Here is a 20,478-nt window from a genome sequence, read left to right on the forward strand (position 1 = left end):
ATAAAATAAAATCCCGGCTTGTCGCCGGGATTTGTGTATTAATTCAGAAGATCTGTTGATACATTACCGGTATCGAAGAACTCTTTAAATATCTTGACTACAAGATCAAAGTCTTTCGTTATTTGACGAAGAGGCCAATGATCACCAAGTATCATTATTTCATCATCCGGCCCTAAAGGATTCCAGTAAGTTCTAACCTGATATTCATCCTCAAGGATTTCACCTAAGGTCATTAGGTAATAATCGTTTTCAGTTCTTACCTGTAGCATTTCCACTCCATTCCCCACCGTACTCAACGCATCAAGTGTGAGAGTACCTTCTCTTCCCTGAAGTTGTACTAATTGATTAAGTATGTCATTCCAGGTTGAGACTTGTTGATTCCCACCATATTCATTCAATGTCCAACCCATTTTAAATTTCATTTAATCACGAGCCTTAAGAGATTTCATTCCGGGCTGCCAGTAGAGGACGGTTCCTGTAGTCTCTTCATAGATTGTTAATGATTTTAATCCTGCTTTATCAGCCATAGCGGCTATATCACCCCGGCAATAACCACATACAGGTTCTTTAGAAACACTCATTGTCATCTCACGTCCTTGAGACATACCCTTTTCAAAAGCTTGCTGGATAACACCTACTTCGGCATGAGCAGTAGCCATATTCCCATTGGGAAGAGGTTTGTTTTGCTTCTCTATTTTGGCCTGGATACGTCCATCAATTAGCGTTGGCTTATTTATATCAGCCAAATTAGAAGGCCGTGCTCCCTGATTGGTATCTGAGAATTTAGCCCCGTCAACATTACCTTTCGCCACAACCTTAATATTAGCATCAACGATTTTACTGAGCTGTTTTGCTGCTGCCGAACCTAATACTGGCGTCACCGAAGCAACAATGATATCCATGCCCTGTTTGGTTTCGGCATAGCCCTGAGCCGTCTGGCGATCCACGCCCAGCACATCCATTGCATACTGCGTCAGCGCATCCTTCACCTGCTGCTGATTCTGTGCATCAACGCTGGTGATATTCAGCAGGTTCACTATCTGGCCGTAAGAGTTCGCATACATCTCACTGACTTTGTTATTGTACTGCCCGGTGTCGTACTCACCTTTGGCCGCGATAACCTCCAGTCTTGCACTGGCACAAGCCGCACTTCCGGCATTACCGTTTCCACAAGCATCAATGACCTTCTGGTCGCTGGCGATATCCTTTTCACGCAGTTCATTAACTTTCTGCTGGGCCTGCTCACGCTCTGCCGGGTCTTTGCTGTTGAGTTTCTGCTTCGCTATCTCAAGCTCGGTCTTCTCTGACACGCTCAGATAGTTATTCTCCACAACTGTCTTACCAGTTGCGCTCCTGCGATGGCGTCATCACCACTGTCACCAATCACTCTACATCTTTCGGTAGTAAAAGAACCAGTAGGCAAATCCAATTCCAATCCCCACTGAACCTGTCTTCAATACCTTATGCAAGTTATCCCTCAAGTATTCCAGCATCTGCTCACCTCCACCAACCCAATACCCAAGGACCTGGAAAATAAAACTTACACAAATAAGCATCAGCGAGAAGGCAATGCATAAGTATAGTAATGCCAATAATGATTTTTTACTTATTAACATTATTATTGTCCTTATTTTTTATAGAGTTTTGCAATGCATCAGAGAACCCCCCTGACGCAGCTGAGTCGGCAATATTTCCTGAAAGTGAAGGCAGATTATTTTGAGGCGCTGGTTTTGTGATAGTCCATACGCCTGTGGGAACCCATTCATATTGTTTAGAGATTGGGTTTAGTTTTTTATCCATTGGTATTTTTATAATATTACCAGCGGTATAACCCACTGAAGCGCCTGCCTTACTCAGCAACGCCCCCATAAACGGATCATCACCTTTTATTTCTGCAGTATAATAACCACCGGCGGCATTCCAGGTGACTGTTGGATTATAACCTTTACCTGCAGTAATTAGACCGATAACTCCTGACCCTATTACGTCAGATAATTTTACCTCACCAGTTTTGCTTGTTCCATATTGGATAGCTGTATTAGCCGCACTTGAAACTCCCGCTGCGATTAATTGCTCCTTAACACCTGCACTGTTAGTAATAATAGCCTTCCCACCCATTATCGCTACCGGCCAGGAAGTTGGGGTCATTACCACATCCATAACCCGATCACCGGTCGTAATATTATCCTTCAGGAATTTCAGGTCGGTGCCATTAAGATATTTTACCAACGCTGCCGCATCCGGGTCCTTCAGTTTCTCACTCAGCCTTATCTGATGTTTATCAGCATCCAGCGCAACGTTGGTTTCCGCCTGAACCATTTCTTCCCAACTTACGCAGACCACACCGCCACCCGTACAGGCTTCGGCCAGTTCTTTACTGTTTTTATTACTGATTTCGATATATTTTTCAACAACAGATTTGCAGTCACCTCCGGTGGATTTACAGGCGGAGAGTTCCTTATCAAGCTGCCGGGACTCCTTCTCACTCAGATAATTATTCTCCACCGCATTCTTACCCGCCTGGCCGGCCGTCACTGCTCCGCCAGTATCGCCCGTCGCCAGGCCGCCCGCAAGTCCTGCGGCCAGTTCGCTCAGCGCGCTGACCTGCTGTTTTTCGCTTTCGCTCAGCTGGTCTGCCGCCCTGCCCGGGAACAGCTGCCCGGCAATGTAGCGCGCCGCCAGCTCTCCGCCGCCGGCACCAAGCCCGCCAGCGACAGCCGACTGACTGTTCAGCTGCGCCGTCACCGCCCCCAGCACCGCGTGCGCCATCGCGTTGCTGGCCACGTCCACCTTACCGGTCAGCGGGTTGGTGGTCAGCTTCCTGATTTCCGTCGCCAGATACGGCGACGCGCCGCTCGCCAGCGCACCGGCCAGGTTGTTGCCCGCCAGCGCCGTCAGCGCGCCCGTTACCGCCTGCGCCGCCTTCTGCAGGTCGCTGCCGGTGCCGTACTGCCGCATCGCGTTGTCATAGGCGCGCTGCATCACCGCCGCGCTGCCGGCCGGTTTACCGTCTTTCGCCAGCTGCTCCCGCGCCTGCGCCAGCGCCGCCGGGTCTGTCTGGGCCTTCAGCCCCGCGATGTCGCCCTGCGTGCGGATAACGTCCATCGCCTGACCGCCGATTTCACCTATCAGCTGGGCCTGTTTGAGCCGGTTCTGCTCCTTCTCCCTGTCAAATATCGGGCTGATGCTGCCGGCGTTGGCGTTATCCGTATCCCGGTTCAGCTGTGTGATGTCCTGCTGCTGTTTATCAGTATCACGGACTGTCAGAGTCCCTTCACTGACCCCGGCCTTCGTCGTGCCCTCTGCATGGCCGCCGTTGTTGGCACCCGACAGCATGCCGCCGGCCATGTTGGTCAGCAGGTCCTTGCCCACCGGCCCGCCGGTGCTGAGGCTGCCGCCGCTGTGCGTGGCCTTAAAATCGGCCTGGTTGTGGATGTCGCTCCAGCCCAGCGTGCCGGTATCGAGGCGGTTCCTGTCGCTCTCCGCCGTGCTGGCTATCACCGCGCCGTCGAGCTGGGTGTGCTCTTTGACGGTGACGTCATAGCCGCCTTTGCCCGCAAACAGCCCGGTCTGCTCTTTAACGCTGTCGAAGTTGCTGTGCAGCCTGTCCCGGCTGGCGCTGACGCTGGCGGAACCGGTCATCGAACCGAAGGTGAAGCTGCCGCCCGCGCTGACGTTCTGCTGCTTCGCATCATAGCGGTCGCTGTCCCGTTCGCTTGCCAGCGTCAGGTTGCGCCCTGCGTCAACGGTGATTTTTTCCCCACTGGCCTGCGCCCCTTGCAGAGCGGTGTCGCGGCCGCTGGTCAGGCTGAGATGGCTGCCCGCATCGAGCGTGGTTTCGCTATGGGTCAGGCCGTTGCCGTTCTCATGCCCTTTACCGGCGTTTACCCCGGCAGAGACGCTGATGCCGTAGCCGCCAGTGCCGGCGCCGATACCCACGCCGACGTTGCCGCCTTTACTGCTGTTAGTGCCTGTTGTGGATTCGCTATTCTGCGCGGAGTGCAGGGTAATATCCCGCGCCGCATCAAGCGTCAGGTCTTTGCCCGCCTTAAGCTGACTGCCGGATATCGCGATATCGCCGCTTTGCGCGGCGTTATTCTTACCGGTTGCCGTTATCGACAGGTTTTGCCCGGCGTTGAGCGTGCTGCCCTGCGACTGGTGGCTGTCGGTGCGGGTTTCGCTCTTCGACGACTGGCTGCCCCAGGAGGCAGTGACGCCAACGGTGTTGGTGGCTCCCTGCGCGGCACCTTTATCACCCGACTGCAGGCCGGCTGCAGCATTCTTCGCGTCCGCCGCCCCGGTCAGGGCGTCGTCACGCGCCCAGGCCTGTGCAGCCTGCACGCCGGACAGCGCCGCTTTGGTGTTTTGCAGCGCGTTCAGGCGTCCGTCGCCTTCCTTTCTCGCCTGCTGCGCAGTGCTGACGGCGGCGTTGAGCGCGCTGCCCACGCTGCCCGACAGCGCCACGCTCAGCCCGCTCTGCTTCTGCTCGAAGGTTTCCTTGCGGGTGCGCTGGTCGTAGCCCGGGTCGATAGCCACGCTGTCGCCAGTAAGGTTCAGGTCCCTGGTCGCCACCAGGTCGGCACCGCCGATGTGCAACTGGTTGCCTGCGGTGATACTGACATTGCCCTGGCTGCTGCCGATAGTGCTGACACTCTGGCTCTGGGTCGTACCTTTTTCGTCGACTTCGTGCTTGCTCGACTGCTTACCAACCGTAAAGCCGATGCCGCCGCTGCCCAGCAGTCCGCTCTTTTTCTTCTCATCCAGCCGGTAGTGCGTGTCGGTCTCGGTGGCTGCAATGATATCCACGTTGTGGCCCGCCGCCAGAGCCACGTCATTATCGGCGGCGATGGCAGACCCGACCACCGCCAGATCGCGGCCGGCCGTGATGCTGACGCTGTCACCACTCAGCAGGGAGCCCTGCTCAAGCGTAGAACGGTCATCCTGTACCGTATGGCTGCTGCTTTTCGACAGAAGGCCTTTTTTCTGCGAATGCTCTTCACGGAACTGCGATTCGCGATCGGTAGCGCTGTTAAGCAGCACATCCCGTTTTGCCTGTAACGCAATAGCCCCTTCTTCGCTGTGCAGGGTACTGCCCGCCAGCGCAATATCGTTGTCGCGGGCGATCACCGTGACGCCATTCTTACCGCTAAGGGTGCTGCCAACGCCGCTATCGCGCTCCGTCAGTTCCTCACGATGGCTTTTGGTTTTGCCCCCACGCTTGTTTTCGCTGTCCTGATCGACCACCACCTGACGCGCCTCTTTGATCGTCACGTCCTGCGCGCTCACGCCCACCTGTCCCTGCTGGCTGTCGACCTGCGCGCCCTCCATCCGCAAATTTTTACCGGCCACCAGGGCCACGCCCTGATCACCGCTCAGGGTACTCAGCAGCAGGCGATCTTCCTGGCGGGTATTGCTGACCGATGAGGTGCGGCTGTTCGCCGTCAAATGGGTGGTATTGGTGGTTTTGTCCGCGAGGAGTTTGACATCACCACCTGCCTCTATCCGAGTATTGCCCCCGGCTTTCGCCTGGCTGCCCTGCAGTGTGATGTCCTGTCCGGCACTGAGGCTGAGGTTACCCCCGGCATTAAGCGTGCTGCCCTGCGCCTGCTGCCACTCGCCGCTGACCTGTGCCATGCGTGCCCCGGCTTCTTCCATACCTGCGCCGGTACGGTTGCCCATCGAGCCGGAGATAACGTCGACGCTGGCGGTATGGCTGCTGCGGGCCGTGCCGATCTCCAGGCTGTTCTGCGCGCTCAGGCTGAGGTTGCGGCTGGCATCCAGCTTCGCCCCCTGCAGTTTCACGTCGGTGCCGCTCAGGCTGATATCGCCGGCCGTCATTGAAGCCTGACGCAGCGCATCCTGCAGATTGGTACTCAGTGTCAGGCTGGCCGCCTGAACGTGAATACTGTCCGCGCGAATATCGCCCCCCTGATGCTGGAAACGGCTGGCGTCAATGTCCAGCGTCCGGTCGGCCACCAGATTGCCGGCATTGCTGAGGCTGCCGGCAGAGAGTTGCAGTTGTCCCCCGGCCATCAACGCCCCATCGCCAGAGAGTTGCAGCGTGGTGTTGGCCAGGTACACTTTAGGTACCCAGACGGTCTGTGGGCCATCGGCACTGTCGACCGTTTCGCTCACCAGCCAGACAATGTCCTGCTGTAGCGCGGCGATCTGGGCCGGCGTCAGCGCCACGCCAGGCACCAGCTTAAAGTCCTGCGCTACCGTGCTGCCGTTGTTCATCAGGTTCTGGTACTGCGTCATCGCGTCATCGCCCTTCACCGAGGGCCGACCGGTCAGCGCCAGTACCTGCTCGCGCACCAGACGCTGCTCGTAGAACCCGTCTCCCAGGCGTTTGATCACCTGGGCAGGATCGTACCCCACCCGGTCCAGCAGATAGTCACTGCTGATAAATTTGCTGCGGCTGGTGAAGCGCTCGTCTGTCACCACCAGGTACGGGCTGCCTGCGGCCGGATTCTGGCGAAACAGTCCGTTATTCGGGATCGTCGTTGCCACACGGTCAAGATGTTGTTTATCGGTCAGCGCCAGTTCACCCGGCGTTAAGGGGCGCGTTCCCGGAGCCAGCTGGGTGCCGACGGGTTGCAGGGTGCCGTCCTCTACCGTTACCGCCAGGGGATTTCGCTGCTGTTCGGCACGCCCGGCTTCAGCGGCTTTTCCGGCCGCCGCGACGCTGCCGATCTGGGCCTGGTTCACCGTAACGTTCTCAATGCGGGTGCCCTGAATGGTCACGCTGCCGTTGCCGGTCATGATGGCATCAACGGTGGACAGCGCCGTGGTCTCGTCATGGTCAAAGGTGGGATACCAGTGACTTTCTGCCCTGTCATAGTGATCGACAAGATGTTCCTGACGCCGCTCGTTAACCGAATAGCCTTTGTTAACGATATTTTGTGCGCCCGACACGTTCAGATCACCGTTTGCGCTCAGGGTACTGGCATCGTTGAGCAACTCACCGGCCACGCGCAGTATCATATTGCCGCCCGCAAGAATTTGCGCGCCAGTGCCCGCAGAAACGAGTTTATCCGTTGTCACCGTGCCGGTGGCAGTGCGCTCACGCAAGTTACTGTAATCACTAACATAAGGCGCATTGTCGATATCAAGATAGCGCTCAGGATCCCACTGAACGAGCTGGCCAATATCATGTTCCCGTCTGAAAGTGTGTTGATAGGGCGTTGGCACCACGTTCTGATTCCAGCCACGGGTTTCATAAAATGTCAGGTCGTAGCTGCCATCGCTGGCAGGCTTCAGCGCAAGATAATGAATCCACATATCGGTCAGTTGTCCGACGTTGTTTTTTACCCGAACCTGAGCCCGTTTTGCGCCAGCATCAATAGCCAGCAGGGTGCCGTAACGGTTGGTCTGTGCCGCCGCGTCATTCTGGAACGTTAAGCGCTGGGTGGTGGAGGCTACCGTGCTCTTGTCGGTATTGACATCTTCCCCGTATGAGCGCCAGTAATAGTTATAACGATGCCATTTATAGTTGCTGGACTCAGCATTGCGGGTAATTTCCAGCCCTTCGCGCAGGTTGTTCAGGCGCCGGGCATCCACCTGGATATCCCCGTCGGCTTCGATGCTGCTGGCACGGTTTTCAATCAGATCATCACTGCCCAGCAGCAGGTTACCGCTGCTGTAAAGCAGGCTGCCGTCGCGGTTGAGCAGGCTTGCCCCGGCATGCAGATCCAGCCGCTGCGTGGCCGCCATCACGGCGGCACGTCCGTGGTTATCGATCACCCCTCCACGTACCTTAATCTCATCTCCGATCAGGGTCGCCGCATTGTCCAGCGTATCCACATTCAGGGTCATACTGTCGGCTTCCAGCCGCCCCTGGTTAAGCAGCTTACCGGTGGTCAGCTGCAGCGTTTTCCCCACCAGCGATCCCTGATTGGTAAAGTGCTGGCTGTTAAGGGTCAGGCTGCCGGGCAGTAACCAGTCAGTCAGGTTGGTGAGTACCCCCGACACAGAAAGCGTCATGTCGCCGTTGCTGCTGAGGGTATCGCCTGCCCGGTGGGTGTAGTCCTGCTGCACCGTAAGATCCATCCCCCGCTGGCTGAGGAGGGTACCGCCCTGGTTGTTGAGGGAGCGGGCCTGAACGGTCAGCACGTCACCGCTGCGGATCTCGCCGCTCTGGTTAAGCAGGTTCAGTGCGGGAGCCAGAACGCTGCGCGCCTGCGGATTACCGCTCTGAATCTTCAGCGCCTGGTTCGCCAGAATATGCCCCTGGCGGTTATCCAGCGTCTCCAGCAGGGTCAGGGTCATTGCTCCCGCACCTGACAGACGTCCGCCCCGGTTATCCAGGGTCCGGGCTGTCACCTGCGTGAGTGTGGTACCGAGCAGCAGGCCACCGTCACGGTTGTTCAGACTGTCCGTCTGCACCCTCAGCGCGTCCTGGCTGGTCACACTCCCCTGCCCGCTGTTATCCAGTTGCGTGGCATGCAGATCCAGCGCGCGGGTGGCCACCAGCTGCCCCGCCTGGTTATTCACCGTCTGCGTCTCAAGCGTAAGCGCATCGCCACTGTGTATTCTGCCCTGCTGATTATTCAGCGTATCGACACGGTACTCACCCGCCCCCTGGCCGATCACCGTACCATCCTGGTTGTCCAGCTGCCGGGCAGTCAGCATCAGGCCGCCGCCGCTGCTGAACACGCCCTGCCGGTTATTTATCTGATCTGCCGTGATGGTCTGATCGCCATTGCTGCGCACCGCCCCCCCGGTATTGTCCAGACCGGCATTCAGATTCACTGCCAGCTGCTGCAGGCTGCTGACCGACCCGCTCTGATTGTGAAGCGATCCTGCGGCCAGCGTCATACCGCTGCCGCTTTCCAGGTGCCCCTGGCGGTTATCCAGCGCGTTTTTGACGTCCAGCTGCAGCTGCCGGGCAGCGGAGATTGCCCCGTCCTCACCATTGTGAATGGCCTGCGCCGCCACCGTCAGCCCTTTCCCGGCCAGCAGCTGACCTGCGCCATTGTTCAGGATGCCGGCCGCCGCGCCTGCGGTCTGGCCCTGAAGGGCAAGCTGCCCCAGCGCACTGATTTTGCCGGCGCGGTTGTCGGTGTCCTGGCTGACGTTAAGTGTCAGATCGGCCCCGGATATCAGCGTTCCCTGCCGGTTGTTCAGGGTGGTGGCCCTCAGCGACGCATCCTGCTGGCTTTGCACGCTGCCGTCACGGTTAACAAACTGCCCGCCGGTCGCTGACCAGCTTCCCTGCGTGCCCATCCATCCGCCGGTATTGAAAATATCGCCAGCACTCAGGGTTTGCGTCCGCTGACTGAAGATACGGCCGCTGCTGTTGTCCAGCGCCCGGGTGAGCTGCATGTCCAGGCTATCCAGCGACTGAACCGAGCCCCGGCCGTTGAGCAGATTGCCGGCGCGGATCTGTGCGGGGCCGGTTGCCGTCAGCGCGCCGTCCTGGTTATCAAATTCGCCCGTCAGATCCAGCGTCAGCGACTGCTGGCTCTGAATCGTTCCCTGCTGTCGGTTGGTCAGTTGCCCACCGTGCAGCGACAGCGCCCCGTCAGCGATCAGCTGGCCGCCGTCATTGCTGAACAGGCCGTCTGCGCCCTGCCAGCTGAGTGCGTCTGCTGCCGTCAGCTTCCCGGACTGATTGTTCACCACCCCCTCGCTGTTCAGGGTCAGCACGCCGCCAGACTGTAATCTTCCTGCCGTGTTGTTCAGGCTGCCGGCCGTGGCCTGCACTCCGCTGCCACCCCGGGCATTCCCCGCCTGGTTATCCCATTCGCCGCCGGTCTGGACGCTTAATACACGCCCGGCTTCTATCAGCCCCTGCTGGTTGTTCAGCGACTGACGCGCGGAGAGCGTCAGATCCTGCTGGCTGACCAGTTCTCCGCCGGTGTTATTAAACTGCTCTGCACTGAGCGCCAGCTGCGTGCTGTCGATCCGGCCCGAAACGTTATCAATACGGCCTGCAGCGTCCAGCGTCATGGCATCGCCCGCCAGCAGACGCCCACCGGCGTTGTTGATATCCGTTTCAGCGCGGACTTGCAGAGCCGACTGGCTTTGCAGCGTCCCGTCCTGGTTATTCAGCGTTCCGGCGGACAGCGTCAGGTTGCCGTTGCTGCCCAGCGCGCCACTGCGGTTATCCAGCAGCCCCTGCACCTCCCAGCGTTGCGCCGTGTTATCCAGCGCGACCAGCCGTCCGTCCGTGTTCGCCAGGGAGCCTGCCGTCAGCGCCAGCTGGCGGGCTTCCATACTGCCACCGGTGTTATCCAGCTGCCCGGTCAGGGCGAAACGACTTTCCCCCCCGGCTGTCTGCGACCAGACCCCGCCCTGAGCGGACAGGCTGGCGGCTTCGATATCCCAGCGTCCCGCCCCGACCTGCGCCTGCCGGGCGGTGATATCTCCGGCGGTACTGACCGCCAGCTCGCCGGCATCGACTCTGGCCTGCTGCAGCGCTACACCTTCTGCCCCGGCATCAATACTGGCGCGGCGTGCTGCCAGCGTACTCTGGCTCAGGTCGACGCGCTTCCCGCTGATCTTCACGTCCTTTTTGCTTAACAGGCTACCGCTGGCGCGCAGGGTTCCCTGGCTGGTCAGCGTTAAGTCTGCTTCCCGCGTCAGGGTGCTGTCAGCGTCACTGCCTGCCAGCAGATGGCCGCTGCTGCTGATGCCGCGTTTCGCCCGCAGGGCCACATCCCCCGCCGCAGCAAGCGTGCCGGACTGTTTAATCTCACCTTCCCGGCTTTCTACCGAAACGGTACCGCCGCCGTGCAGTTTGCCGTGATGTTCAAGGGTGTCTCTGGCCGCCAGGCGGATATCGCCTCCCGCCTGAGTCACTGCGTCCTGGCTCCCGGACTGCCAGGTGAGCTTCCCTTCGCTGCTGACGGTCAGCGTTTTAGCCGCCTGGATATGCCCCCCCTGATTGCGCACCCCGACGCCAGCCTCTGTGCCGATCATGCGGATCTGGCCGCTATACATGCCGCCCATCTGGCCCATATCAATCGCCAGCTCAGGGGCTTTACCGTCGGTGGCCAGCGCCGTCACCGTTTTACCATCGGCACTGATGCGATTGCGTCCTGCGACCACGTTGAGACCCTGCCGGGCCCAGACGCCCGCGTTGATATCAACCGCACGCGCCAGCACATCAACATATTCAGTATCATGCCGCGCGTCGCCGTTCAGGCCGCCGCCTTCAATGCGCACGGTGCCGCGCTCGACCTGATAACCGGCGAGGCTGCCGTCCGCATTCAACTGGGGCTTACCCGTGGTCAGCGTCATCCGTCCGGCATTAATGGTGCCGCAGCCGTTGCAGACGATCCCCGCCGGGTTAGCCACAATGACCTGTGCCCGCCCACCCGCAACTTCAAGAAACCCGCGCAGCTCGCTGGGGTTGTTGCTGTTGACTTCATTGAGAATGACGCGGGCCGGGGCCGATTTGGGATTGAGATTCGGGTTACCCTGGATCATCCCTGCCAGCTGCGTGGAGGTCATTGAGGCGGAGTTATTGAGGATGGCCCCCTTCTTATCGACGTCGAACTGGCGGTACTGGTTATGGGAGACCCCGGCCTGGTTGGGGGCGGTAATATTCACCTGCGGCAGGCCGTTCTGGGTCGCGATCACCTGCGGGCGCTGCGCCCCCGCCTGTCCGTCGGCAACAATCCCTCCGGCTGTCGCCGTGCCGGCACAGAGTGTCAGACCCAGCATCCATATCACCCTGCGCACCGTTACCCACAGGCGAGGCGCTCCGGTGGCACGGGTTTGTCCGGGTTCGCTGCTGCAGCTACGGGCCAGTTCCGAAACCACCCGCAGCTCCCCGTGAGTGCGGCTGAAAATAAGACGATAGCAATGCTTGTTCATGGGTTCGTCCTTGAAGGCGTAAGATCCGTTCAGTGAAGTATGCGGCTGTCGCTCAGGCGGCCGGCCGGTTAAATTTCCAGGTTAACGCTGAAGCCCGCCGTGGCGCCTGATGTGTGGAATTGTTCAGGTTTATACAGCGGCACGCCGGCAAACAGGTCGTAACTGAACCGTCGCCACAGCGCCCCGCGCACGCCCACGGCGCTGCCCGCCAGCTGATGCCCGGACAGATAACGGGTGCCGGGCCCGTCAACGCGGCCGTAGTCCAGCGCGACGTAAAGCTCATGCCCGCGCGACAGCACATTCCACGCCATCTCATTGCGCCAGATCAGCCCTTTCTCACCGGAGAGGATCTGCTCCCCGTCAAAGCCGCGCACGGTGTAGCGCCCGGCAATCGCCAGACGTTCCTGAGGGGTAAGCGGGTTTGCGCTCCACTGCCCGCGCAGGCTGGTCACATAGCGCCACGGCTCTTCACCCAGGGTAAACGGCTGGTTCAGGCTGATATCCCCGAGGGCAATGCCGGTACGGGCGCTGCCGCTGTGGGTGTCCTCTTCCGGGGAGCGCAGCGCGCCGAAGGCCCCGGTGCCGCGCCGCCAGTTAATGCTGGCATCCAGCGTGGCATCGCTGAGGTAGCTGCGCTGGCTGAGTCCCAACTCCCAGCCCGCCGTCCGGCGGTGTTGCTGTTCGATATCAATGCCGTCGACGGCGTTAGTCGAGTGCTTGCGCCAGACACGCATATTCAGTGTGGTTTTATGCAGCTGATTGCGGAACAGCAGGCGGGACAGCGTCAGTTGCACGTTATCGCTCTTCCCGCTGTAACTGAGCACCTCGTTGGCGTTGGCAATGTTCTGGTGATAGGTGTAGTTGTTATAGTTGGCGGCCAGCCCCCAGTAGCCGAACGGCACAGAATAATTCAGGGTATGGGAACGGTTGCCAAACGGGCCGTGATCGAAGAGATCTTTGCCGATGTTGGCATAAAACAGGTCGTTCTGGGCAAACGGGGCGTCCACGGCCAGCGTGGCGGACCCGAGATAGCGGCCGGTGCTTTTGGAACCGCTGTCATCCAGTCCCAGGCTGAGGCGCACCGGGCGTCCCTCTGCCCAGTTCACCTGCAGATCGCTGGTGCCATCCCGCCCGCCGGGCAGGATACTGATATCGGCCGATGCACTCGGTACGCGGCGAAAGTTTTCCAGCCCCTGTTCAATATCGCGCAGATTCAGTACGTCGCCGGGTGAGGCGGGGACGGCATTCCACATGCGGGCACGCCAGGACACCGGCTGGCTGAAACGAACATGGTCAATGCGCCCCGGCTGGAGCGTCAGCGTCAGCACGCCGGTTGTCAGATCCTGCTCCTGTGCCATTACGCGCGTGGTGACATAACCCGCAGCGAGAATGGCGTTCTGCACCTTATTAAGAGCCAGCATAATCCCCTGTCCGCCGAGGCAACGGCCTTTTGCCCCGTCTGCCGCCGCCAGCGCCCACTGAAAGCGGGGCGCAAGATCGCCGTTCAGACGCAGAGTCTGGATCGGGAAACAGGGTTTTTCATTCGCGGGGTAGTCCGGCAGTACCTCACCGGGGCGCGTCAGACGGACATCACTTTCCGGCGCATTTTGCTGCTGTAACGCTCGTTCCCGCGCCTGTTGTCGAAGCTGCTCCCGGGCATCCAGGCTGGCAGCCTGGCGGGCATCACTGTCGGGCAAAAGGGCAGCCAGAGTGGGGGAAGAATAAGCCAGCACCGCACCCATAAGGACAGGCACGATTTCCCTGCGCTGAATAAAGCGAAAAGATAAAGTCATTCTAATGAAAGTCCGTTTACAGAGAAATTAGACGTTATAATTTTCGGACATTATCCATTCAAAAAAGGGGATATCAAGCAAAAGTAGCGTGAAATTGCTTTTTTAATTATCACCCTCCGCGCTGTGATAAGTTAATTCTGATTATCATTCCGCGTAAGGCTGGATATAAGTTACTCCTTAGAAATTTATACTTACAAACCCGCTTTGGACAAAATAACGCCCTGGCAGATACGTCTTCGCTCTGCCTGAAGGTTTATTCAGGCCCTCTCTTAATTCAGGGCATAAAAAAAGCCCCGCAGTGCGGGGCTTATTCAGCGATATTAATCGCGATCCTTTCTTAGAAAGGAATATCGTCATCGAAGTCCATCGGAGGTTCGTTATTTGCCGGTGCACTGTTCTGCTGTGGGGCCTGCTGCGGACGGGACTGCTGCGCGCCGCCGCTGAACTGGTTGTTGCTGCCGCCCTGTGGCTGCTGTGGCTGACCCCAACCGTTGTTGTTGCCACCGCTCTGACCGCCGCCCGCTGGTGCGCCGCCGCCCTGAGCACGACCGCCCAGCATCTGCATGGTGCCGCCGACGTTGACAACCACTTCAGTGGTGTACTTCTCTACGCCTGCCTGATCAGTCCATTTACGGGTCTGCAGTGCGCCTTCAATGTAAACCTGAGAACCTTTACGCAGATATTCGCCCGCCACTTCGGCCAGCTTGCCGAACAGCACAACACGGTGCCATTCGGTTTTCTCTTTGGTTTCACCGGTCTGCTTGTCACGCCAGCTTTCGGAGGTCGCCAGAGTAATGTTGGCAACGGCACCGCCATTCGGCATGTAGCGAACTTCCGGGTCCTGACCCAGATTTCCGACTAAAATTACTTTATTTACGCCTCTGCTGGCCATGTTGCTCTCTCCGGTTAATGTTCGTTCTGTAAGTCTAGGCGCAAAATTCTATCATGGGCTACCCTGAGATCCTACATTTAGGCGCTGCCTCGAAAAACGGGGCTGTTGTTGCAGTATGACATCGTTGCGCATGGCATTCTACGGCAAAACACTGGTTATCCATTCAGGTTTTTTTGTGCCATAATAATGCGTTTCTTTCTGGCCGTGCCGGGCAGGCATGGTGAGGTTTTGTGCTAATCCGGGAATTGTGAATGGATAAGATAGAAGTACGGGGTGCCCGCACCCACAATCTGAAAAACATTAACCTGACCATTCCGCGCGATAAGCTGATTGTCGTCACCGGTCTGTCAGGTTCTGGTAAGTCCTCGCTGGCGTTCGATACGCTTTACGCGGAAGGGCAACGTCGCTATGTAGAGTCGCTTTCTGCCTATGCGCGCCAGTTCCTCTCACTGATGGAAAAACCGGACGTCGATCATATCGAAGGGCTGTCACCGGCCATTTCGATCGAACAGAAATCCACGTCGCATAACCCGCGTTCCACCGTCGGTACCATCACGGAAATTCATGACTATCTGCGCCTGCTGTTTGCCCGCGTGGGCGAGCCGCGCTGCCCGGATCATGACGTCACACTGGCTGCCCAGACCGTCAGCCAGATGGTGGATAACGTGCTGGCCCAGCCGGAAGGCCGCCGCCTGATGCTGCTGGCACCGATTGTGAAAGATCGTAAAGGTGAGCACACCAAAACGCTGGAAAACCTGGCCAGCCAGGGCTATATCCGCGCCCGTATTGACGGGGAAGTGTGTGACCTGTCGGATCCCCCGAAGCTGGAACTGCAGAAGAAGCACACCATTGAAGTGGTGGTTGACCGCTTTAAGGTGCGTGAAGACCTGTCGCAGCGTCTGGCAGAGTCGTTTGAAACCGCCCTTGAGCTGTCCGGCGGCAGCGCGGTGGTGGCCGATATGGACGACACCAGCGCCGAAGAGCTGCTGTTCTCCGCTAACTTCGCCTGCCCCATCTGTGGCTACAGCATGAACGAGCTGGAACCGCGGCTGTTCTCCTTCAACAACCCGGCCGGGGCCTGTCCAACCTGTGATGGTCTGGGCGTGCAGCAGTATTTTGACCCGGATCGCGTGGTACAAAACCCGGATCTGTCACTGGCGGGGGGTGCCATCCGCGGCTGGGACCGCCGTAACTTCTACTACTTCCAGATGCTGCGCTCGCTGGCGGAGCACCTGAAATTTGATATCGAAGCGCCGTTCAGTTCCCTGCCGGATGAGAGCCGCAAGGTGATCCTCTACGGGTCAGGCAAAGAGAATATCGAATTTAAATACGTCAACGACCGGGGCGATACCTCCGTGCGCCGTCACCCGTTTGAGGGCGTGCTGCACAATATGGAACGCCGCTATAAAGAGACGGAATCGTCTGCCGTGCGTGAGGAGCTGGCGAAATATATCAGCAACCGCTCCTGCACCAGCTGCGGCGGCACGCGCCTGCGTCGCGAAGCACGCCACGTCTTTGTGGAAAACACCACGCTGCCAAGCATCTCTGATATGAGCATTGGCCATGCGATGGAATTCTTCCAGAACATGAAACTCAGCGGCCAGCGTGCGCAAATCGCAGAAAAAGTGCTGAAAGAGATTGGCGATCGCCTGAAGTTCCTCGTCAACGTTGGCCTGAACTACCTGTCGATGTCCCGCTCCGCCGAGACGCTTTCCGGCGGGGAAGCCCAGCGTATTCGTCTGGCCAGCCAGATCGGTGCCGGTCTGGTCGGTGTGATGTACGTACTGGATGAGCCATCCATTGGCCTGCACCAGCGCGATAACGAGCGCCTGCTGGAAACGCTGGTGCATCTGCGCAATCTCGGCAACACGGTGATTGTGGTCGAGCACGACGAAGATGCCATTCGCGCCGCCGACCATGTGATCGATATCGGCCCGGGTGCCGGGGTGCACGGCGGTCAGGTTGTCGCCGAAGGCACCGTCGATGACATTATGGCAGTCGCGGACTCGCTGACCGGGCAGTACCTCAGCGGTAAACGCGGCATCGCTATCCCCGAGCAGCGCGTCAAAGGCGACCCGGCGAAAGTGCTGAAGCTGACGGGGGCCAGCGGTAACAATCTCAAGGATGTCACCCTGACGCTGCCCGTCGGGTTGTTTACCTGCGTGACCGGGGTCTCCGGCTCCGGGAAATCGACGCTGATCAACGATACGCTGTTCCCGATTGCCCAGCGCCAGTTAAACGGTGCAACCATTGCCGAAGCCTCACCGTACCGTGATATCACCGGTATGGAGCACTTCGACAAGGTGATCGATATTGACCAGAGCCCGATTGGCCGCACGCCGCGCTCTAACCCGGCGACCTACACCGGGATCTTTACGCCGGTCCGTGAACTGTTCGCCGGGGTGCCGGAGTCTCGTACCCGTGGCTACACGCCGGGCCGTTTCAGCTTTAACGTGCGCGGCGGGCGTTGCGAAGCCTGCCAGGGCGACGGGGTGATCAAGGTTGAGATGCACTTCCTGCCGGATATCTATGTGCCGTGCGACCAGTGCAAAGGCAAACGCTATAACCGCGAAACGCTGGAAGTGAAGTACAAGGGCAAGAGCATCCACGAAGTGCTGGAGATGACCATTGAAGAAGCCCGAGAGTTCTTCGATGCCGTGCCGGCGCTGGCGCGTAAGCTGCAAACCTTGATGGATGTTGGCCTGTCCTACATCCGGCTCGGTCAGTCTGCCACCACGCTGTCCGGCGGCGAAGCGCAGCGCGTGAAGCTGGCGCGTGAGCTGTCGAAGCGCGGGACGGGCCAGACGCTGTATATTCTGGATGAACCGACCACCGGCCTGCACTTTGCCGATATCGAACAGCTGCTGGCCGTACTGCACCAGCTGCGCGACCAAGGCAACACCATCGTGGTGATTGAGCACAACCTTGACGTGATCAAAACCGCTGACTGGATCGTTGACCTGGGGCCAGAGGGCGGCAGCGGCGGCGGCGAGATCCTGGTGTCCGGCACGCCGGAAACCGTGGCAGAGTGCGAACGATCGCACACCGCCCGCTTCCTCAAGCCGCTGTTACAGGGCTAAATCAGACGGGCCGGTTCCTTACCGGCCCGTTTTTTTCTGCCATAGCTTTTCCCGCTATTTACTGCACTTTTGTTACCATCTCCACAAAATCTTGCAGAATCAGGCAAGACTTAGCGAGTTTTGGACATACCCCCCACCCCATTATCTGACTATGCTTAACCTTCATCATTTTGCGGATACGGCGAGGCATTTCCACGGCCGGCTCCCACCCTCACGGCCACTGCGCCACATCATCAATAACTGGAGAATCCAATGAATATTACGCATGCTTATGCAGCCCAGGACGCGAAATCGAAGCTGGCTCCGTTTGAATACCAGCCACGCGAACTGCGTGAACATGATGTGCAGATTGAAGTGATGTACTGCGGCGTTTGCCACTCTGACCTGCACCAGGCGCGCAATGAATGGCGCAACACCATCTTCCCGGTGGTGCCTGGCCACGAGATTGTTGGCCGCGTGACGGCCGTCGGCGCACACGGTCACAAATACAAAGTGGGCGATCTGGTCGGTGTAGGCTGCATGGTCGACTCCTGTCGTACCTGTGACAGCTGCAAAGAAGATCTGGAACAGTATTGCGAAGAAGGCTTTGTCGGCACCTATAACGGTCAGGATCGTATCAGCGGCGACATCACCTTTGGCGGTTACGCCACGCAGGTGGTCGTGCATGAAGACTTCGTGCTGCGCGTTCCGGAAAACCTGGATCCGGCCGGTGCTGCTCCGCTGCTGTGCGCCGGTATCACCACCTTCTCTCCACTGCACCACTGGGGCGTCGGCCCGGGTAAAAAGGTCGGTATCGTCGGTCTGGGTGGCCTTGGCCACATGGGCGTTAAGATTGCGCATGCGATGGGCGCGCACGTTGTCCTGTTCACCACCTCACCGTCAAAAATTGAAGACGGGAAGCGTCTGGGTGCAGATGAAGTGGTGATTTCGAAGGATGCCGACCAGATGGCGCAACACGCCAACAGCTTCGACTTCATTCTTAATACCGTTGCTGCACAGCATGACCTGAACCCGTTTATCACGCTACTGCGCCGTGATGGCACCATGACGCTGGTCGGTGCGCCAGAACATGACCATCCATCACCGCAGGTGTTTAACCTGATCTTTAAGCGTCGCAGCATTGCCGGTTCACTGATTGGCGGCATTAAAGAAACCCAGGAGATGCTGGATTTCTGCGGCAAGCACAACATCGTCTCGGATATTGAGATGATCAATATCAACGAGATCAACGAAGCCTACGAACGTATGCTGAAAAGCGATGTGAAATACCGCTTTGTCATTGATATCGATACGCTGCGCGCGTAACGGTGACGATCACGGGCGGACCGGGAAAGCAGGTCCGCCCCTGCTGCCACGGGGAGGCCCTTTATTCCGGCCGGCCCCGTCCTTCCCCCTTCACCCGGGGTACGCCGCCGTGTGAAAATCGATCTCCCACTGCAGCACTCTGCCGTAAAGCGCCGAAAGCGCCTGCTTTTCTGCCTCACTCAACGCATCTGCACAGCGGTCCAGCTCCTCTTTCAGCCAGCATGCCTGCTGGTAAAAGGCCTCTCCGGCATGCATCGATACCCAGCATCGCACGTCGTCATCCTGCAGCGTCTGTTCATTCACCCGGTGACACCAGTGGTAATACATCCATTCCGCGCCAAACATCAGGGTAATAATTTCCGCATAGCTGCCCTCCTGCGCCGCCTGTCGCATCCCGTCGTCAAAGCGGCGAACCCCGGGCAGATCGCCCGGATAGTCGGCAGGATTGATCTGCCGCCGGGCCAGCACAGCGTCAAACCAGGCGATCTGGGTATCTACCAGCGCATTGAGGACGCCGATCAGCCAGCGCTGTGAGCGAATATCCGGCGCTTTACTGACACCCAGGGCAAAGATAGCGATCGCCGTGGCGACAAATTGCCCCTCAAACACCAGGTAACGATTAAACACCGCCGCCGGCAGCTGTTGCCGCTCAATATCCGTGACGAAAGGATGCTGCTGCATGGCCTGCCACGCGGGCTGGTGCTCGCGCAGCAGACGTTCGCTGAATGCCTCTGTCATGCCTCCTCCAGCACCGCCTGTGCGACGGACATAAAGTGTTTTACCCGCGCCAGCTCTACGTCATTCCACCACACGCCGTCTGATTTCAGCGCGCTGGCCACGATCACGCCCTGGGTACGGCTGAGGATCTGGCACACGTTAGCCGGCGTAACCCCGGACCCGACTAACAGCGGCAGCTCCGTTGCCGCACGGATCTCATCAATTTCGCCCAGCGTCGCGCTGTCACCGGTGCGCTGCCCGGTGGCAATCACCGCATCGGCTTCGAAAAAATCGACATCGCGGGTTAATTCCTGGATTGAGCGGTCGGCAACAATCGCATGGCTGCCGTGCTTCACATGGCTGTCGGCAAACACGCGGATATGTTCCGCACGCAGCTGGCTGCGGTAGCGAAGGGCTTTGGCTGCCGCACCTTCAATAAACCCTTCGTTGGCAATGTAGGCATTCGCCCACTGGTTGACGCGCACAAAGTCCGCGCCGCCTGCCAGCGCCGTTGCCAGCGCGGGGATTGCGGCATTCGCCAGCACGTTAATGCCCAGCGGCACGCCAAAACGCTCACGGACTTTTTCGGTGATCACCGCCATCAGAGCAGAGGTTTCCGGGCCGATATCGTCAGGTTTAGAAAAAGGAATATCGCCATGATTTTCAATAATCAGGCCATGAACGCCGCCATTAATATAATTTTCCGCATCACGTAAGGCGCGCTCAATAATATCCTTCACTGATTTACCACGATATTTTGGTGACCCCGGAAAGGGATCGCAGTGAATAACGCCTATCACGGCTTTCTTACGTGAAAAAATAGCTTGTATTGCGTCAGTTTTTTCTGCTGAGATAGAAACCATCTTCT

The 20,478-nt window shown here is 58.5% G+C and carries 9 protein-coding genes; 2 read left to right on the forward strand and 7 right to left on the reverse strand.

Translation table 11 applies throughout. The features are described 5' to 3' along the window. Positions 1-38: 38 nt before the first annotated feature. The 5 genes from K6L24_RS19720 to ssb1 form a co-directional block, all read right to left on the reverse strand. Positions 39-422, reverse strand: coding sequence for a DUF6911 family protein (locus K6L24_RS19720; RefSeq protein ID WP_137270307.1), 384 nt, complete (start codon positions 420-422; stop codon positions 39-41). After that, positions 423-1,331, reverse strand: a complete 909-nt coding sequence (locus tag K6L24_RS19725) for a cytidine deaminase-like fold-containing protein (RefSeq protein WP_245006701.1) — start codon at positions 1,329-1,331, stop codon at positions 423-425. Between the two features lie 271 nt (positions 1,332-1,602). Beyond that, a complete protein-coding gene (locus K6L24_RS19730; RefSeq protein WP_222681770.1) occupies positions 1,603-11,823 on the reverse strand; it encodes a hemagglutinin repeat-containing protein in 10,221 nt (3,406 codons plus the stop codon). A gap of 68 nt (positions 11,824-11,891) precedes the next feature. Then, entirely contained in the window at positions 11,892-13,616 is a 1,725-nt protein-coding gene (locus tag K6L24_RS19735) for a ShlB/FhaC/HecB family hemolysin secretion/activation protein (RefSeq protein WP_062748283.1), read from the reverse strand. Positions 13,617-13,953: 337 nt separating this feature from the next. Next, complete coding sequence (gene ssb1 / locus K6L24_RS19740; RefSeq protein ID WP_062748286.1) at positions 13,954-14,508, reverse strand: single-stranded DNA-binding protein SSB1; 555 nt, start codon at positions 14,506-14,508, stop codon at positions 13,954-13,956. Between the two features lie 251 nt (positions 14,509-14,759). On the opposite strand from ssb1, the gene uvrA reads away from it, so the two are divergent. After that, on the forward strand, positions 14,760-17,588 hold the full coding sequence (gene uvrA / locus K6L24_RS19745) for an excinuclease ABC subunit UvrA (protein WP_062748288.1): 2,829 nt from the start codon (positions 14,760-14,762) through the stop codon (positions 17,586-17,588). Positions 17,589-17,840: 252 nt separating this feature from the next. Next, positions 17,841-18,893 (forward strand): NAD(P)-dependent alcohol dehydrogenase, encoded by a 1,053-nt coding sequence (locus tag K6L24_RS19750; protein WP_062748290.1) that lies wholly within the window; start codon positions 17,841-17,843, stop codon positions 18,891-18,893. A 90-nt stretch (positions 18,894-18,983) separates the two neighbouring features. Here K6L24_RS19750 and K6L24_RS19755 read toward each other — a convergent pair whose 3' ends face one another. Continuing rightward, positions 18,984-19,631, reverse strand: a complete 648-nt coding sequence (locus tag K6L24_RS19755) for a TenA family protein (RefSeq protein ID WP_062748292.1) — start codon at positions 19,629-19,631, stop codon at positions 18,984-18,986. Further along, the gene (locus K6L24_RS19760) at positions 19,628-20,473 is read right to left on the reverse strand and encodes a BtpA/SgcQ family protein (RefSeq protein ID WP_062748294.1); all 846 of its coding nucleotides are present in this window, start codon (positions 20,471-20,473) and stop codon (positions 19,628-19,630) included. The genes K6L24_RS19755 and K6L24_RS19760 overlap by 4 nt, the downstream gene beginning before the upstream one ends. Positions 20,474-20,478: the final 5 nt, after the last annotated feature.

Source organism: Erwinia persicina, assembly GCF_019844095.1.
Taxonomy (GTDB): Bacteria; Pseudomonadota; Gammaproteobacteria; order Enterobacterales; family Enterobacteriaceae; genus Erwinia; species Erwinia persicina.

Coding starts and splice junctions, on each gene's coding strand:
- K6L24_RS19720 (WP_137270307.1), bottom strand. CDS start 422: ATGAAATTTAAAATGGGTTGGACATTGAATGAATATGGTGGGAATCAA.
- K6L24_RS19730 (WP_222681770.1), bottom strand. CDS start 11,823: ATGAACAAGCATTGCTATCGTCTTATTTTCAGCCGCACTCACGGGGAG.
- K6L24_RS19735 (WP_062748283.1), bottom strand. CDS start 13,616: ATGACTTTATCTTTTCGCTTTATTCAGCGCAGGGAAATCGTGCCTGTC.
- ssb1 (WP_062748286.1), bottom strand. CDS start 14,508: ATGGCCAGCAGAGGCGTAAATAAAGTAATTTTAGTCGGAAATCTGGGT.
- uvrA (WP_062748288.1), top strand. CDS start 14,760: ATGGATAAGATAGAAGTACGGGGTGCCCGCACCCACAATCTGAAAAAC.
- K6L24_RS19750 (WP_062748290.1), top strand. CDS start 17,841: ATGAATATTACGCATGCTTATGCAGCCCAGGACGCGAAATCGAAGCTG.
- K6L24_RS19755 (WP_062748292.1), bottom strand. CDS start 19,631: ATGACAGAGGCATTCAGCGAACGTCTGCTGCGCGAGCACCAGCCCGCG.
- K6L24_RS19760 (WP_062748294.1), bottom strand. CDS start 20,473: ATGGTTTCTATCTCAGCAGAAAAAACTGACGCAATACAAGCTATTTTT.